Origin of the sequence: Sphingomonas cremea, from assembly GCF_021502585.1 — a bacterium.
In the GTDB taxonomy this organism is placed as follows: Bacteria; Pseudomonadota; Alphaproteobacteria; order Sphingomonadales; family Sphingomonadaceae; genus Sphingomicrobium; species Sphingomicrobium cremea.
This window is the reverse complement of sequence record NZ_JAKFGM010000001.1, coordinates 546,539-563,487: the sequence shown is the minus strand read 5'-3', so window position 1 is coordinate 563,487 and position 16,949 is coordinate 546,539. Positions and strand designations below refer to the sequence as shown.

Sequence of the window (16,949 nt, the reverse complement as noted above, 5' to 3'; positions counted from 1 at the left end):
GCTCGCTGAGGATAGGGGCAGTTCGCAGGTGCGAAATTTCGCGCCGCCGCTTCGCCTTTCGTCCATCCCTTTGTCAAGGCGCGTAGAGGTCGCTATGGGCCGCCCCAGATGAAAATTCACCCGCTGATCACCACTACCGACGAACTAGCCGCCCTAGTCTCCCGCATTTCCACCGACGACTTTGTCGCGGTCGACACCGAATTCATGCGCGAGAACAGCTACTGGCCCGACCTATGCCTGGTGCAGATTGCCGGCAACGGCGAAGCGGCGGCAATCGACCCCAAGGCGGACGGCATCGACCTGGCGCCGCTGCTCGACCTGTTGGTCGACAATCATGACACGCTAAAGGTATTTCATGCCGGCGGGCAGGACCTAGAGATCATTCACAACCTGACCGGCAAGGTGCCCAATCCGCTGTTCGATACCCAGATCGCGGCAATGGCCTTGGGCTACGGCGAGCAGATTGGTTATTCGAACCTGGTCGAAAGCGTGCTCGGCCATACGCTCGACAAGGGCGCGCGCTTTACCGACTGGTCGCGGCGGCCGCTCGACAAGCGCCAGATCGATTACGCCATCGCCGATGTCACGCATCTGGCCGAAATCTTTCCAATGCTGGTCAAAAAGCTGGTCAAGACGGGCCGCGGCGACTGGCTTGACGAGGAAATGGACCGGCTGGCCGATCCGTCGAGCTTTGCCTTTGAGCTGGAAGATGCCTGGAAACGATTGAAGCTTCCCAGCCGCAATCCGGCCATCCTGGGCCGGTTGAGGGCACTTGCGGGGTGGCGCGAGGGCGAAGCCCGATCGAAGAACCTTCCACGCGGCCGGATCGTCAAGGACGATACGCTGAACGAACTCGCCAGCCATCCTCCCAAGACCCAGGACGACCTCGGCAAGGTTCGCGGCCTTTCTTCGGGCTGGAGGACCAACGACATCGGCGCACGGCTGATGGCGGCGCTGGCCACGGCAAAGCCGATGGATCCCGAAGAACTGCCGGCCCGCGAGCCGCGCCGGCCCGGACTTACCAAGGATGCAGCCTTGGTCAGCGATTTGTTGAAGCTGCTGCTCAAGATCCGCGCCAAGGAGGCCGGCGTGGCGGCCAAGCTGATTGCCCGTTCCGACGAGCTTGAGTCCCTTGCCGCCGGGGTTCGCGACAATCTCAACATACTGGATGGCTGGCGGTACCAAGAGTTCGGCCGCGATGCGCTCGACCTCGTGGAAGGGCGCCTCGCATTCGCCACCGCGAACGGAAAACTTAAATTGAGCCGAATCTCAGGCGATTCAGCAACCGATCAGGCTGCCTAGGGTCATATTGCCGCGCAACCTGAAGGAGCATAGCATGCACCGTCCGATTATCGCCCTCGCCATGATCCCGCTGGCAGCCTGTACGATCGCCGAATCCAAGCCTGTCGACGGAATGCCGATGGCTGCTTGCCGCCAGGAAAAGCTGGATAGCTTCTTAGGGCAGCCGGCTAGCCAGGAACTGGGTGCCCGCATTCTGGCCGCATCCGGTAGCCGGGTCATACGCTGGGTGCCCAAGGGGGGCGCGGTAACGATGGATTTTCGCGCCGACCGGGTCACCGTCGCCCTCGACGAGGCAAATCGCGTCGAGCGTGCAAGCTGCGGCTAGGTAAAGCGCGGTTCACCAATCCGGCCAAGCGACTTGGCAAGTTGCTGGAGCCGCCGCTCAACCGCACCCGCATATAGTTCGCGATATTTGGCCGGGATCATCAGGACCACCCTGCCGGGCTCGAGCGCAATCTCCGTCCTTCTTAGCAATGCCTCGGTCCCTCCCGATAGGCGCTGGGCAAGGCGCAGCGCGCGTCCCCAGGAGAGTACCCGGTCGGATTCTCCAGGCTTCAACAGCGCCGCCAAGCGAGGATCGAACCCGCTGTCTCCGCCGAAAGCAGCGCTCAGGCCCCGACCCAATACCGCTCGGCCATGGGCGTCTATGCCGACCCAATTGCCATGGATCGCCATGTCGACAGCGCGCTCGGCACGAAAGTCGGGATGAGCATTCCAAGCGATGTCGCCCAAAAGGCAGGCGGCCAGGCGCAAACGCTGCATTTCGGCGCTTTCGTCGGGAAAGATCGGATCCATCCACTGATCGATTGCGGCGCCATGGTCACCAAACCTGCCGAGCTGCTCCCCAACCTCCACGGCCGCGGCGAGCAGCGGATCCTGATGTCGCACATCTTCCGTGAGGTCACGGTAGAGCAGGCCTTCACGAAGGCCGAACGCCGAAACCACGATTCGCTTCGGGCCAAGCGTCTCGATCATCGCCTCTAATATTGTTGCGGCCGCCGGAAGCGTCGGGATGCGGGAGCTGGAAATTCCCGTCAGCATCCCCAGTTCTTCGATTGCCAAGGTACCCAGTATGGCTCGAAGGTCGGACAACCGCCCTGCCGCGATCCGATGATTGTGGACGATCGGGAGCGGGTGCCCGGACGTCTTCATGTCGAGCAGCGCGAGGGCGCGGAACGATCCGCCGACCAGGTAGAGTCCTTGGTCCCGGGCGGCACTGCGCAGCCGGCTTTGCTTAAGTCCGGCCTTGAGCGCGCCGACGATCACGGCCTTGTCAGGGGCGCTGCCGACCCGAAGCGAGCCCAGCGGAAGTGACACCCCCTCCCCCGCCGCTCCGCGCGCGACACCGATCAGCTCCAGGCTGCCGCCGCCAAGATCCGCGACAACTCCTCGGGCCTGCGGAATCGCGGAGATGACCCCCAGCCCCGACAATTCCGCTTCCTCTTGTCCAGGCAGCAGCCGCGGCTTGAGGCCGAGCGCCGCAATGCGTTTGAGGAATGCCGGCCCATTGCTGGCATCGCGCACTGCGGCCGTTGCCACTGTGTGAAGCTTCTTGAGCCCCATCTCCCTCCCCAGCTGACGAAATCTCGCCAGCGACCGGAGGGTCAGCTCCATCGCCTGCTCGTCCAGCATTCCATCGCGCGCCAGGCCGCGGCCCAGCGCGGCCATCACTTTCTCATTGAAGAGAACCGACGGAACGCGGGCAATTCCGCCATAGGCCACGAAGCGAACGCTGTTCGATCCGATATCGATGATCCCGATCGGACCGAATTGCTTGGCCGCCATGTCAGCCGCGCTGCGTCAGGCGCAGCTTTGGCACCGCCTTGCCGGCCAGTGCCTGGCCGCGACCGGAAAGCGATGGATTGGTCATGAAATAACGGTGGAGGTTGAAATGGCGTTTGCCCGGCTTGAGACGAGTGTAGCTCCCGTCGGAGTTGAGGACCCAGCTCTGCTCATTATCGATAAGATTGGCGATCATGACCTGGTCCAGGACCTGGGCATGAACCGTCGGATTCTCGATCGGCAACATGCATTCAACCCGCCGGTCGAAGTTGCGCGGCATCCAGTCGGCGGAGCTTATGTACACGCGCGCCTTGCGGCTCGGCAGCCGCGCGCCGTTGGCGAAAACGAAGATGCGGCTATGTTCAAGGAATCTGCCGACAATCGATTTAACTCGGATATTCGAGGATAACCCAGGCACGCCCGGCCTCAGGCAGCAAACACCGCGTATGACAAGCTCGATTGAAACGCCCGCCTCACTGGCCTGATATAGCTTTTCGATAACGGCGTTATCGACCAGGCTGTTCATCTTGGCCCAGATTGCCGACGGCTGCCCGTCTTTCGCGTTGGCGATCTCCGCATCGATTAGGGCCAATATCTTCTCGCGCATGCCGACCGGGCTGAGCGTCAGCAGCTCAAGACCTTTGGGCTGCACATATCCCGTGGTGAGGTTGAACAGCTTGGCGGCATCCCTCGCCGCGCGGCGCGATGAGGTGAAATAGCTGAGGTCTGTATAAATTTTGGCGGTGGTCGGGTGATAATTGCCGGTCCCGAAATGGCAGTAGGTTCGCATCACACCGCCTTCGCGACGGATGACCATCGACACTTTGGCGTGGGTTTTCCATTCGACGAAACCGTAGATGACCTGCACCCCGGCACGTTCGAGACGGCTTGCCCAGAGCAAGTTCTGCTCCTCGTCGAACCTGGCTTTCAGCTCGACGACGGCAGTGACCGATTTGCCGGCCTCGGCCGCCGCTACCAGCGCATCGATAATCGCCGATTGCTTTCCCGCGCGATAAAGCGTCTGCTTGATCGCGACCACGTCCGGATCCTCGGCAGCCTGCCGAAGAAATGCAACCACCACCTCAAAGCTCTCATAGGGGTGGTGAACGATGAAATCCTTGGCCTTGATGGCGGCGAAACAGTCGCCGTCATGCTCCAGGATTCGCTCGGGAAAGCGGGGCGTGTAGGGCGGGAATTTCAAATCGGGCCGATCGACGTCGACCAATTGGCCCAGGTCGGCAATGCCGATAAATCCCGCGCTTTCGACGACCAGTGCGGTATCGGCGTTTAGGCCATCTCGGACCATCTTCTCGAGGTCGGACGGAGTGTCGGCTGCGAATTCGAGCCGGATGACCCGCCCGCGGCGGCGGCGCTTGATGGCGCTGCGGAAGTAGCGGACCAGATCCTCCGCTTCTTCCTGAACCTCGATGTCGCTGTCGCGGATGAGCCGGAATGCACCTGCGTGGATCTTGTCGAAGCCCGGGAAAAGCTGGTCGAAATGGGCGCGGATCGTATTTTCGATCGAGATGAATCGAACCTTCGCGCCGGGAAGTTTCAGGAAACGCGGCAGCGTCGGCGGAATCATCAGCAGCTCTACGACAGTTTCGGCCTTCTTCCCTCGCTTTAGGTCGAACACCAGGCTGAAGCCGCCATTCGGGATGAACGGGAACGGGTGAGAGGGGTCGATTGCCTGGGGCGTCAGAACGGGCAATATCTGTTCGCGAAAATGATCGGCGAGCCATTCGCGTTCGGTCGCCGTCAGCTCATCTTCGCCGATGACCTGCAACCCTTCGTCGGCCAGGGCTTCTCGAAGCAGGATCCACTCCGTCTGTTGGGCAACCACAAGCGAGTCAGCTTGCTCCGAGATGGCGTCGAGCTGCTGCGTTGCGGTCATTCCGTCTGCGCTTAAATCCTCAATTCCCTGCAGCTGGTGACCCATAAGGCCCGCGACCCGGACCATGAAGAACTCATCCAGGTTGATTCCCGAAATCGAAAGGAAGCGCAGGCGCTCAAGCAGCGGGTGCGCCGTATTGGTGGCTTCTTCCAAGACACGCCGGTTGAAGGCTAGCCAGCTCAACTCACGGTTGAACAGCCTGGCCGGAGCGGCCCTGATCGCCTCTCCCTGCACGGTCATGCCGCACCTCGGGTATCGATGATGCCGCCTTCGCCAAGCGCACGGCGAATCGTCGGAAGGGTAAGTCGGGCGCGCTCGGCAATTGCAAATCTATCGATGGCTTCAACGACCCGCTCGGCCATCAAATAGCTTCGCTCGACCCGCTCACCGATAAATTTGAGGCCTTCATCGGGCATGTGCAATCCGCGGTCGGCGAACAGCAGGCGAATCAGGGAGCGAAACAGCGCATCGTCAGGCTGCTCTATGCGCGCCACCGGGGTGATCGCCAGCCGCGTTCGAAGGTCAGGCAAGGCCACTTCCCATGCCGGGGGTACTTCGTCGACAACCATGACAATCGGAAGACCGCTATCCTGGGCCGCGTTCCAGGCATGGAACAGTTCTGTCTCGTCATGTTGCTCGGCCGATTCGAACAAGCGCCCTCGAACTCGCGCAACGAATGCCCGGGCCAGTAGTGAACGACCCGAGCGGCGCGGCCCCGTCAGCATCGTCGCCTTTACGGGCCACAGGCTCCAGTTGCGAAAATGGTCGAACGCCGCGCGATTGGCTTCAGACAGGATAAACCGGCTGTCGTCCTGCGCTTGCGGCCAGTCGAGCGGTAGCGCGATCTGATCCGCGGGCGTCTTCATTGCGACTGGCCTGGCGGCGGAACTGGCGCGATGCCTGGCGCAGCTCCGCGAGTGACATAGAGGACCCCGCCCCGATTGGTGACCGCCCATCCGCGCGAAGTCAGTAGCGATCCGAGAGCCGACGCGTCGCCGCGGAAATTGACCGAGAGATTGGCGCCTCCATTCGGCAATGCAGCCTGGGTGACCCAGATGACGCCGGCAAGGCCCCGTATTTGAGCGACGCTCTGCGCCACTGCGCCCGCATCTCCACGCTCGGTGACGAGCACCTGCACGACCGTCGGCTGGATGACAGGCGCTGTCGGCGCTTCCTCTTCCTCTTCAACGGGCGGCGGGGGCAGCTGGATGATGAGGTCGGGATCGCCGCGGACGATCCCTGCCGCCAGCGCCTGGGCAAAAAGGTCATCCATCCGCTGAACGCCCTCGCTCATCATGCGCGGAAGGTCATTGCCATCCTTGGCGGTCAGCTCGAAGCTGCCGATGGTCTCTCCGTCGGGTCCGAATCTTCCAACGAACAGCGCCTTGCTCGGCCCGCCCGGATAAAGGCGGTCGAGACGCACCTCGGCGACCAGGATGTTGGCGGCGCCATAGAGGTCGAGGATATTCCGCCACCAACCCCGCCCGGGCCGGCGCGTCTGGGCTGCGTTGACAAGCAGCGGATCAACCCCAAGCCCGCTAACGCGGACATAATCGATCGGACTTTGCGAGGTCCGGAACTGGGCCCATGCTCGCTGCCACGGATTACGCAGTTCGACGCTGGTTGCGGTTCCCCCCGAAACAAGGACCGGGATCAGCAGCATTGGCGCCGACCGCCTTATCTGGCCGGCGAAGCCAAGTAGTTCGCCAGCACGCGCCCGGTCGAACAACAATCCGAGGGTTGCGATATAGCGATTGGGACCGATCTGCTCGCGCTCGACGACGATTGAACTCACCAGCCCGTCCAGGGTGGAATCGGATAGGTTGGGAGCTTCGCTTGCCGGGCGCTTGTTCGTCTTGGCCCATAGCGCCTTGAAACCCTCGCGCTGGGCAATCCGCCAGCCGGCGTATCGCGCGCTATCGGCATCCTTGCCGCCGACATCGACCTGGATGCCGGTGATCTCCAGCGTGCCCGAACTGTCGATCGGCAGGATTCCGCGCTCCCCGCTCTCCATCTGGGCAATGACGGCGCCGCCCAGTCCGGCGAGCACGAGGAAGGCAGCGGCAATGATGGCGGCGGACCGGCGGAACAGCATCAGGGGGCTTTTGGCGACAATGGCGTGGAAATCCAAGCATGATATGGCTAGGCGGCATTTCCATGACGGAAAAGCCGCTTACCTACGCCGACGCGGGCGTCTCGATTGCCGCTGGCAACGCGCTTGTGAAAACCATCGCGCCATTGGCCAAATCCACCGCTCGGCCCGGCGCCAATGCCGAGCTCGGCGGATTCGGCGGATTCTTCGACCTCAAGGCGGCGGGATATGACGACCCGCTGCTGGTGGCGGCCAATGACGGCGTCGGAACCAAGCTCAAGCTGGCGATCGACACCGGCAAGCATGACGGCGTTGGGATCGACCTCGTCGCAATGTGCGCCAACGACCTGATTGTTCAGGGCGCCGAACCCCTGTTCTTCCTCGACTATTATGCGACCGCAAAGCTCGACAATGAGGTTGCAGCGTCGGTGGTCGCCTCGATCGCCGAAGGATGCCGCCAGGCCGGCTGCGCCCTAATCGGCGGAGAGACTGCGGAAATGCCCGGCATGTATGCGCCGGGCGACTATGACCTTGCCGGCTTCTGCGTCGGGGCAGTCGACCGCGCAAAGGCACTAACTGGCAATCGGGTCGCGCCCGGCAATGTGATCCTTGGCCTGGCTAGTTCAGGCGTCCATTCGAACGGCTACTCGCTGGTCCGGCGACTAATCGAGGTCAACGGCTGGAAGCTCGATCGACCCGCCCTGTTCGATCAGGATCGGCTGCTCGGCGATATCCTGCTCGAACCGACCCGCATCTATGTGAAGAGCTTGCTTCCCCTGGTCCGCGAAGGGAAGATCAGTGCGCTGGCACATATTACCGGTGGCGGGTTGCTGGAGAATATTCCTCGCGTCCTGCCTGAAGGCGCCCATGCCGTCGTGAATGCCGACAATTGGCCCCTTCCCCGCCTGTTCGCCTTCCTTCAGGCCGGTGGCGCGATCGAGCCGGCCGAATTGGCGCGCACTTTCAACTGCGGGATCGGAATGATCGCCATTGTCCGCGCCGAAGACGCCTCCGACGTGACAGCAAGCCTTGAAGCCGCCGGGGAGCAGGTCCACCGAATCGGCCAGATCGAATCCGGTGAAATGGGATGCACCGTCAGGGGCGATGCCGGCACTTGGAGCGCGCGCGAAGACTGGTCGGCAATTCACCATGGATGAACGCAGCCGGGTCGCGGTACTCATCTCTGGCCGCGGCTCGAACATGGCTGCGCTGATCTACGCAGCCCGCGCCGACGATTGCCCCTATGAGGTTGCGGTCGTTGCAAGCGACAAGCCCGACGCACCCGGGCTGGTTTTGGCGGAAGCCGAAGGCGTTCCGATTGCCCGCCTGCCAAGCGCAAAAGACAAGACGCAGTTCTTCGCTGGCTTGCAGTCCGCCCTTGAAGCGGCCGGCGTCGACCTGGTTGCGCTGGCCGGCTTCATGCGCATCATTCCCGACGATTTTCTCGCCCGGTGGGAGGGCCGGATCGTCAATATCCACCCTTCACTCCTGCCAAGGCACAAGGGTTTGAAGCCCCACCAGGCCTGTCTTGACGCAGGCGAACGGATCACGGGCGCGACGGTTCACCTTGTCACCGCTGAACTGGATTCCGGAGAAACACTTGGCCAGGTCCAGGTCGCGGTGCTTCCTGGAGACACGCCGGATACGCTGGCCGAACGGGTCTTGGTCGCCGAGCACCAGCTTTATCCTCGGATCCTTGGCCAATATCTAGGCCGCACCCGCGATTTCGACTGGATCTCGAATAAGGTCGGCGAACTCGCCCTTACCCTTCCCGAATCACGGTACCAGACCAGCCATGGATCGCCCGGCTGGAAAGTCGGTAGCCAAAGCAGCAGCAAATTCTTCGCGATCATGTGGAATCGGCACCATGGCGAGGAATCGGTCGGGGTGCTGGTGAAATGCAGCGGCCAGGATGAAATGGCGCAGCTGATCGAGGCCGAGCCCGACCTTTACTTCCGCCCGGCCTATTATGGACCGTCCGATTGGATCGGGATCAGACTCGACCGGCCACGGGTCGATTGGGATCATGTCATGAATTGGCTTCAGCGCAGCTGGCAAGCGATGGCGCCGGCGCGTTTGACCAAAATGATACGGATCGCCAACGAGTTTTGATCGACGGGACGACGATGACTGGACGCTGACCGGGGAATTGCGCCAAACCCGAGCATGCAGCCGTTTCAAGCGATCGTTACCGGGCTGATTCTCATTGCCGAGATCGCGGTGCTGATGCGCGCGATCCTTCGGCCGAATCGAGAGCCGGCGTCGCGGCTGGCATGGGTGATCGTGATCCTCGTCGTGCCGATAATCGGGTTGATCGCCTATTTGCTCCTCGGCGAAGCCCGCATCAGCTACTCCCGCCGCCAGAAAGGCCGGGAGATCGACGCCAGCCTTCCGCGGCCGGCCGCCGACGCCGCTAGCGTCAAGGCGCTCGCAAACGGCGCATATGTCTCGCCATTTGCCCTTGCCCATTCAATCAACGGGCTTGGCCCGACCGGCCGAAATAGCGCGCTGCTTGCCGCCGACAGCAATGCGGCCATCGATGCCATGGTCGAAGACATCGACGCCGCCTCGAGCAGCGTCCATCTCTGCACCTATATCTGGCTAGGCGACGGGAACGGCTGCAAGATCAAGGACGCTTGCATCCGCGCCGCAGGTCGCGGCGTCGCCGTTCGCGCGCTGGCCGATGCGCTGGGATCGCGTCAGTTCATCAGGTCGGTGCATTGGCAAGAACTTGCAAACGCCGGCGTCGATGTCCGCGTTGCCCTCCCGGTCGGCAATCCGCTCTGGACCTGGATCCGCGGCAGGGTCGACCTGCGCAATCACCGCAAGCTGTTGATCGTCGACAATCGGATCGCCTGGTGTGGAAGCCAGAATGTCGCCGATCCGGAATTCCGGGTAAAACCTCATTACGCGCCGTGGGTCGACATCATGACGCGATGGGTGGGCCCGGCCGCCCGACACTGCCAGTTCCTGTTCGTCTCCGACTGGATGGGCGAAGGCGGCTGCGACATCAGCGGCCTCCTTTCGGAGCCGTGGCCGGCAGAAGCGCCTGATTCGGGAACGATCGTAGCACAGGTGCTGGGCACCGGGCCGACCATCGATTTCGACGCGATGCCGTCCTGCTTTGCCGAACTCATTCACTCCGCTCGACGGGAGCTCGTCATCACGACCCCTTATTTCGTCCCCGACGAACAGGTCCTGTATGCGCTGACCTCCGCGGCCCGGCGCGGGGTCGACACCACACTTGCCTTGCCCAAGCGCAACGACAGCAGGATCGTCGCGGCCACCTGCCGCAGCTATTATGGAGACTTGATCGATGCCGGGGTGAAGGTCCTGGAGTATCGCTGCGGATTGCTCCACGCCAAGACGATGGTCGTCGATCGAAGCGTCGGGCTGATCGGTTCAGCAAATCTCGACAGGCGAAGCTTCGAACTCAATTTCGAAAACAATATCCTGTTCGCCGACCCGGCATTCGCAGAGGTTATTCGTGCTCGCCAGGACGAGTTCATCGCCCAGTCGGATTTGGTCACCGCGGAAGTAATCGCCGACTTTAGCCTTGCCGCGCGGCTCTGGCAGAACGGAATGGCCATGCTTAGCCCGATCCTCTGACGCATGGAAAAGGCCGCCCGGATTGCCCGGACGGCCCTCACCTTGCGAACCTAGGAAGGCTTCAGCCGACGATTTCTTCCGGCTTGAAGAAGAATGCGATCTCGATCGCCGCATTTTCATCGCTGTCCGATCCGTGGACCGAATTGGCCTCGATCGACTCGGCATAGCTCTTGCGGATGGTGCCTTCCGCGGCGTCGGCCGGGTTGGTTGCGCCCATCACGTCGCGGTTGAGCTTCACTGCATCCTCGCCCTCGAGCACCTGCACAACCACTGGACCCGACGTCATGAAGGTGCACAGGTCATTGTAGAAGGGCCGTTCCTTGTGGACGGCATAGAAGCCCTCAGCCTGGTCACGGGTCATGTGGATGCGCTTCGAAGCGACGACGCGCAGGCCCGCATCTTCCAGCATCTTGGTGACCGCGCCGGTCAAGTTGCGGCGGGTGGCATCGGGCTTGATGATCGAAAAGGTGCGGTTAACCGCCATTGCAAGGGCTCCAGATTGTCAGGGGTTGGGATTGGCCGCGCCACTAGCCGGAGCGTGGGAGAAGGGCAAGGCTCAGGCCTTCTTGACCCACTTGCCATCCTCAAGCGCCCAATAGTTGCGCTCGACGCCTTCCCGGCCCGCGAGTAATTTCCACGCCAACCGCGCTCCTTCCAGCGTGTCCGCATCGAACAAGTAGAATGAGCGGTCATATCCCAGCGCAGCCTCTCGCCATTCGCCGTCGGCGATGAGAATATTGCGCGCCAGGTTCGGCGCATCGGTTCCGGTCGACAACAATATTGGCTGGGCCGCGTCGTCCGCTCCACCAGCCAGTCCGTGCGGAAGGAAGCTGGCCGCGCCCTGGTCCCACAATTGGCGATCGAGCCTGGCGAGCGTGCCTTCGTCGCCGGCAACGACCAGTAGCCGTTGCCCGGCCTCGAGCAGTTTTCCGGAAATGCTGGCGACGACTTCGTCGGGTGGCGCCGCGCCGAGCTGGTAAAAATCCACCCGCACGCCGGCGCCCTCGGTCAGGCTTCGACGGTATCGGCGATATACTGGTCGAGCAGCCGCACCCCATAGCCTGTGGCACCCTTGTCATAGGTTGCCGATGCCTTGTCCGACCAGGCCACACCGGCGATGTCGAGGTGAGCCCAGGCAACACCATCGTCGACATAGCGCTTGAGGAATTGTGCTGCGGTGATCGACCCTGCTTCGCGCGGGCCGACATTCTTCATGTCCGCAATCTGGGAGTCGATCAGCCGGTCGTATGCCTCGGCCAGCGGCTGTCGCCACAGCTTGTCGCCGCTCGTGCCAGCCGCCTTGATGAGATCCCCCGCCAGCTTCTCGTCGTTCGAAAAGACGCCGGCATATTCATGGCCGAACGTGATAACCATTGCCCCGGTCAGCGTCGCCAGGTCGATCATCACCTTGGGCCGAATGTTCTTTTGCGCCCAGGTCATCGCGTCGCACAGCACCAGGCGGCCTTCCGCGTCGGTGTTAATGACCTCGACCGTCTGGCCCGACATCGTAGTGACGACGTCTCCGGGCCGCTGCGCATTGCCGTCCGGCATATTCTCGACCAGGCCGCAAATACCGACGACATTGGCCTTTGCCTTGCGAGATGCGAGCGCTTTCATCGCTCCCGCTACCGCGCCGGCACCGCCCATGTCCCACTTCATTGCTTCCATGTTCTGGGCCGGCTTGATCGAAATGCCGCCGGTATCAAAGGTCACTCCCTTGCCGACGAACACCACTGGCGTGTCGCCCGGCTTGCCGCCATTCCACTTGAGGATCAGCATCTTGGGTTCGCGGACCGAACCCTGCGCGACTCCGAGCAAAGCGCCCATCCCCAGCTTGGCCATCGCCGCGCGGTCCAGGACCTCAAACTCGAGGCCGACACCTTTCACGCTTTCAAGGACCCGATCAACGAACGTGTCCGGATAGATGATGTTTGCCGGTTCGGTGACCAGTTCGCGCGTCAGCGACACGCCGTCCACCAACCCCGCATAGCGACTGGCGTAGCGCTGTTCCGCCTCGGCGCCCCCACCGACGATTGTCACGCTGATCAAAGTGGGCTTCTGCTTGTCCTTAAGCCGCGTGCGATAATGGTCGTAACGCCAGCTGCGCAGGGCCGCGGCCAACGCGACTTTGGCCGCCGCGTCGGCATCATAGCCGAGGCCGCTTAGATCGATCACCGCATCGGTTTCGCCAGAAATCAGAAGCCGTGCGACCGCCGTCCCGCCCAACTTTTCCGCCGCATCAGCCGGTTTCGCGTCGGAGCCGGTGCCAATCACCAGCAGCCGCCGTCCGCCTTCATCCAGGAAAGCTTCCACGACCGAACCTGAATCGCCATCGAACCGGTTGCGCTTGATCGCTGCTTCAACCGCAGCCTTGGCCGTACCAAGGCTATCGAGCCCAGGCCGAACGGATCCTGCGGAAGGGAGTACCAGGGCGAAATCACCGGTCGGGCGGGCATCGGCAAAACGGATCTGCATGGATTTCCTCAAGTGCAATCGGGCGAAGTAGCGCGCTCCTTAGGCTGTGCGCCGCGCCATGGCAAAGGGGCGCTTAGGCCGAAGGCGGATTGCCGCCTTTGGCACAAGGTGCAATAGGCTGGTTTCCATCAGTTTGGAGCGGGCGGGACTTGTTGCAGTGCGATCGATTGGCCTGTGTTTGACCGCCCTGCCACTGTTCCTGGCACTGCCGAGCGCGGCGTGGGCCCAGCAAGCCCCGGTTTCAACCCAATCGGAAGTCGAATCCCAGATCGAGTTCAGCGCTGACGAGGTCACCTACGACACCAACGCTGATGTCGTCAGTGCTCAAGGCCAAGTTCGAATGGAGCGCGACGGCAATTATCTCGCCGCCGATCGGGTTACTTGGGACCGAAAGACCGGGCGCGTCATCGCCGAAGGAAATATCGTCGTCGTCAATCCCGAAGGCGATAAGCTGATCGGCGACCATATCGATCTGACCGACACATTGCGTGACGGAACCGTTGAAAACTTGCTGCTGGTGCTGGAAAGCGGCGGGCGGATTGCAGCAGTTCGGGGAACTCGCAGCGAAACCCAGACCGAGCTGGTCAATTCGGTCTATACTCCCTGTCCGGTAACGACCGACAGCGGCTGCCCCAAGAACCCAAGCTGGAAAATCTCAGCCGCCCGAATCGTTCAGGATCGTACCACCGGCCGGATCCACTTTGTCGGCGGCCGGCTGACGATACTCGGAGTGACGCTGCCGCTGCTGCCCATCTTCGCAATTGGCGGTGGCACGCAGACAGGCGGATATGACGGAGTGCTGGTCCCCGGAATCCGGATCAACAGCAACAATGGGCTGGAATTCAACCTTCCCTATTATTGGCGCTTCGACCGCAATCGCGACCTGACCGTCACTCCACATTTGTACACCGGTGCAGCCCCCGCGCTGGAAGCTCGCTGGCGTCATCTCACCTCGATCGGCGCCTACCAGGTAGGTGGCTTTGTCACTTACGGACGGGTCCCGGATTCAGATGCCGTTGACATCAATCCGGAGAGCCGCAAGGGCATTCGCGGCTATTTCGAAGCCAACGGCCGCTTTCAGCTCGATCCATATTGGACCGTAAGCAGTTCGCTTCGCGCCGCGACAGACAAGACCATCACCCGACAATATGACATCACCCGCGATGACCGGTTGCGGAGCTTTATCAACGCGGAACGGATATCCCTCGACAGCTATGTCTCTATCGAAGGCTGGGCGTTCCAGGGCCTGCGCAGCACCGACAAGCAGGATCGGATCCCGTTCGCGCTTCCAGCCATCGATGCCCGCTTCAGGTTCGAGGACGTTCTTGGCGGACAGGTGGAGGTGCAGGCCAACAGCCTGGCAATTCTCCGGCTGGATGGCCAGGACACCCAGCGCGCGTTCGCCAGTGCCCGGTGGGACCTCCGCCGCCTGACGCCAATGGGCCAGGAAATTACCTTCACCGCCCTGGCTCGCGCGGACGCCTATCACACCGACGAATCCCTGAAGACGCCGGTCGACATCTATCGGGGACGCGATGGCTGGCAGTTCCGCGGCATTGGAGCGCTTGCCGCTGATTTGCGCTGGCCACTGGTCGGTCCGCTTTGGGGCGGCACTCATCGGGTGACACCCAGGATCCAGCTCGTCGTGACGCCGCAGACCGACAACATGGATATCCCCAACGAGGATTCGCGCTCGATCGACCTTGAGGACACCAACCTGTTCGCGCTTAGCCGGTTCGCGGGTTATGACCGGTGGGAAGACGGGTCGAGGATAACCTATGGAGTGAGTTGGGCATTCGACCGCCCCAAATGGTCCCTCCAGGCGGACATTGGCCAAAGCTACCGCCTCACCCGGGAGCCCAGCCTCTTCCCCGATGGAACCGGGCTCACCGATCGATTCTCGGACATCGTCGGACGGACCCGCGTTCGCTTTGGCAGCCTTGTCGACATCACTCACCGATTCCGCCTCGACAAGGACAATCTGGCGCTTCGCCGCAGCGAGGTCGACCTCACCGTCGGCACCGATCTCACTTATGTGCAGGCCGCCTACCTAAGGCTCAACCGCGATATTTCCCCGACCGTGGAAGATTTGCGGGACAAGGAAGAGGTTCGCCTGGCCGGCCGCTGGCAAGTCATGCGCTATTTGTCCGTGTTCGGATCGACCGTGTTTGACCTGACCGGGCAGGCCGAAGACCCGTTGAATTTGGCCGACGGTTTTCAGCAGGTGCGGCACCGTCTAGGGATCATATATGAGGACGAATGCCTTGAACTTGGCGTGGCGTGGAAGCGCGACTATGAACGCGTCGGACAGTTTAAGGCAGGCAGCACATTTTCTATTAATTTCGCGCTGAAAGGCATAGGCCGCTAAGCTGCGGTTCAGCCCGCCTGCGTAAAGGCGACTCCTTACAGCGTTGGCGACAAAGGGAATTTTGAGGGTGGTAGTGAATCAGATCAAGCATACTGCGCGATTGACGCGGGCTTTCCCGCTCGCTCTCGGCCTCGCCATCGCGACGGCCGGACTCGCACAGCAGGATTCTCCCAGCTCCGTCAGCACGCTCAACCTGCCGGATAATCCTCAGGTGTTCGGATCGCCGCTACCGTCGGTGATCAAGGCGACAGCCATCGTCAACGGCGAAGTCATCACCCAGACCGACATCGATCAGCGCCTGGCCCTTCTCGCCATCGCCAACAATTCGCCCATTCCCGCTGACCAGGTCGATCGGCTGCGCCAACAGGTCCTCAGTAACCTGATCGACGAAACGCTCCAGATTCAGGCGGCGAAGGCCGAAGAAATTGTGATTAGCGATGCGGATGTCGACAAGACGGTCGAACGCGTCGCCGGGAACGTAAAGCAGACCCCGGAACAGATGGCCGAATATTTGAAGGCTCGCGGCTCGTCGATTCGCTCGATCCGCCGACAGATCATGGGTGAAATCGCCTGGCGTCGACTTCAGTCGAAGAAGATCGAAAGCGGCATCAGTGTCGGCGACGAGGAAGTCCAGGCGGTCATCGACAAGTTGAACGCTTCAAAGGGCGCCGAAGAATTCCGGGTTGGCGAGATTTTCATCGCGGCCAACAGCGCCAACGACGCGGAGGCGCAGGCTCAGGCCCAGCAGATCTATAGCGCGCTGCAGCAGGGCGGCTCGTTCGTGGGCTATGCACGCCAATATTCGCAGTCCTCGTCACAGGCGGTTGGCGGCGACCTCGGCTGGATGCGGCCCGAACTGCTCCCGGCGGAGCTGGCCAGCGTAGTTGAGCAGATGCGCCCGGGCATGATTTCGCAACCCATCAAGGTCCCCGGCGGCTATTCGATCGTCGCCGTTCAGGATACCCGCAAGGTCCTTACGGCGGATCCGCGCAACGCGGTCCTCAGCCTGAAGCAGGTAACGGTGCTTTTCCCCAAGGGAACGACCCGCCAGGCCGCTGAGCCTCAAATCGCTCGCTTCTCCCAGGGCGCCCTGAATATCGGGGGCTGCGGTGGCGCGGACAAGCTTGCTGCAGAAATGAACGGCGAAGTGGTCGAATCCGACCAGGTCAAGGTTCGCGACCTTCCACCGGCGCTGCAGGACATGATTCTGCAAATGCAGGTCGGCCAGGCCACGCGTCCATTCGGATCGATCGAAGACGGTGTCCGAATCCTCGTTTTGTGCGGTCGTGATGAGGTTGATCCCAGCGTGCCAAGTTTCGATCAAGTCTATGCCCAGCTCAACGAGGAACGCATCAACACTCGCTCGCGCCGATATCTGCGCGACCTGCGACGTGACGCGGTGATCGACTACCGCTAAGGCGGGGGCC

The 16,949-nt window shown here is 62.0% G+C and carries 14 protein-coding genes; 7 read left to right on the top strand and 7 right to left on the bottom strand.

What is annotated here, in order from left to right; translation table 11 throughout:
• The first annotated feature begins 108 nt into the window (after nt 1-108).
• The gene (gene rnd / locus LVY65_RS02965) at nt 109-1,302 is read left to right on the top strand and encodes a ribonuclease D (protein WP_235066517.1); all 1,194 of its coding nucleotides are present in this window, start codon (nt 109-111) and stop codon (nt 1,300-1,302) included.
• Between the two features lie 34 nt (nt 1,303-1,336).
• Nucleotides 1,337-1,627 carry an I78 family peptidase inhibitor gene (locus LVY65_RS02960; protein ID WP_235066516.1) on the top strand — a complete coding sequence of 97 codons (291 nt, stop codon included), beginning with the start codon at nt 1,337-1,339 and terminating at the stop codon, nt 1,625-1,627.
• Here the strand turns inward: LVY65_RS02960 and LVY65_RS02955 are convergent.
• Genes LVY65_RS02955 through LVY65_RS02940 form a run of 4 tightly spaced genes read right to left on the bottom strand, consistent with a single transcriptional unit; the run spans nt 1,624 to nt 7,073 of the window.
• Complete coding sequence (locus LVY65_RS02955; protein WP_235066515.1) at nt 1,624-3,087, bottom strand: Ppx/GppA family phosphatase; 1,464 nt, start codon at nt 3,085-3,087, stop codon at nt 1,624-1,626. The two genes, LVY65_RS02960 and LVY65_RS02955, sit on opposite strands and share 4 nt — an antisense overlap.
• Nucleotide 3,088: 1 nt before the next feature.
• On the bottom strand, nt 3,089-5,218 hold the full coding sequence (locus tag LVY65_RS02950; protein WP_235066514.1) for an RNA degradosome polyphosphate kinase: 2,130 nt from the start codon (nt 5,216-5,218) through the stop codon (nt 3,089-3,091).
• Nucleotides 5,215-5,844, bottom strand: coding sequence for a P-loop NTPase family protein (locus LVY65_RS02945; RefSeq protein WP_235066513.1), 630 nt, complete (start codon nt 5,842-5,844; stop codon nt 5,215-5,217). Before LVY65_RS02945 ends, LVY65_RS02950 begins: the two co-directional genes overlap by 4 nt.
• On the bottom strand, nt 5,841-7,073 hold the full coding sequence (locus tag LVY65_RS02940) for a heavy-metal-associated domain-containing protein (RefSeq protein ID WP_235066512.1): 1,233 nt from the start codon (nt 7,071-7,073) through the stop codon (nt 5,841-5,843). The genes LVY65_RS02945 and LVY65_RS02940 overlap by 4 nt, the downstream gene beginning before the upstream one ends.
• A gap of 62 nt (nt 7,074-7,135) precedes the next feature.
• Between LVY65_RS02940 and purM the strand changes: the two genes are divergently transcribed.
• From purM to cls, 3 genes are read left to right on the top strand one after another with little or no spacing between them, the layout of a single operon-like run.
• A complete protein-coding gene (purM, locus tag LVY65_RS02935; RefSeq protein WP_235066511.1) occupies nt 7,136-8,227 on the top strand; it encodes a phosphoribosylformylglycinamidine cyclo-ligase in 1,092 nt (363 codons plus the stop codon).
• Nucleotides 8,220-9,182, top strand: a complete 963-nt coding sequence (gene purN, locus LVY65_RS02930; protein WP_235066510.1) for a phosphoribosylglycinamide formyltransferase — start codon at nt 8,220-8,222, stop codon at nt 9,180-9,182. Before purM ends, purN begins: the two co-directional genes overlap by 8 nt.
• A gap of 54 nt (nt 9,183-9,236) precedes the next feature.
• On the top strand, nt 9,237-10,679 hold the full coding sequence (gene cls / locus LVY65_RS02925; RefSeq protein WP_235066509.1) for a cardiolipin synthase: 1,443 nt from the start codon (nt 9,237-9,239) through the stop codon (nt 10,677-10,679).
• A gap of 61 nt (nt 10,680-10,740) precedes the next feature.
• Here cls and ndk read toward each other — a convergent pair whose 3' ends face one another.
• The 3 genes from ndk to LVY65_RS02910 all read right to left on the bottom strand — a co-directional run bounded on the left by ndk (nt 10,741) and on the right by LVY65_RS02910 (nt 13,154).
• On the bottom strand, nt 10,741-11,163 hold the full coding sequence (ndk, locus tag LVY65_RS02920; RefSeq protein ID WP_235066508.1) for a nucleoside-diphosphate kinase: 423 nt from the start codon (nt 11,161-11,163) through the stop codon (nt 10,741-10,743).
• A 72-nt stretch (nt 11,164-11,235) separates the two neighbouring features.
• Nucleotides 11,236-11,673 (bottom strand): DNA polymerase III subunit chi, encoded by a 438-nt coding sequence (locus LVY65_RS02915; RefSeq protein WP_235066507.1) that lies wholly within the window; start codon nt 11,671-11,673, stop codon nt 11,236-11,238.
• Between the two features lie 14 nt (nt 11,674-11,687).
• A complete protein-coding gene (locus LVY65_RS02910) occupies nt 11,688-13,154 on the bottom strand; it encodes a leucyl aminopeptidase (RefSeq protein ID WP_235066506.1) in 1,467 nt (488 codons plus the stop codon).
• A 178-nt stretch (nt 13,155-13,332) separates the two neighbouring features.
• Between LVY65_RS02910 and LVY65_RS02905 the strand changes: the two genes are divergently transcribed.
• Entirely contained in the window at nt 13,333-15,522 is a 2,190-nt protein-coding gene (locus tag LVY65_RS02905; RefSeq protein ID WP_235066505.1) for an LPS-assembly protein LptD, read from the top strand.
• Nucleotides 15,523-15,595: 73 nt separating this feature from the next.
• Nucleotides 15,596-16,939, top strand: a complete 1,344-nt coding sequence (locus LVY65_RS02900) for a peptidylprolyl isomerase (RefSeq protein ID WP_235066504.1) — start codon at nt 15,596-15,598, stop codon at nt 16,937-16,939.
• Nucleotides 16,940-16,949: the final 10 nt, after the last annotated feature.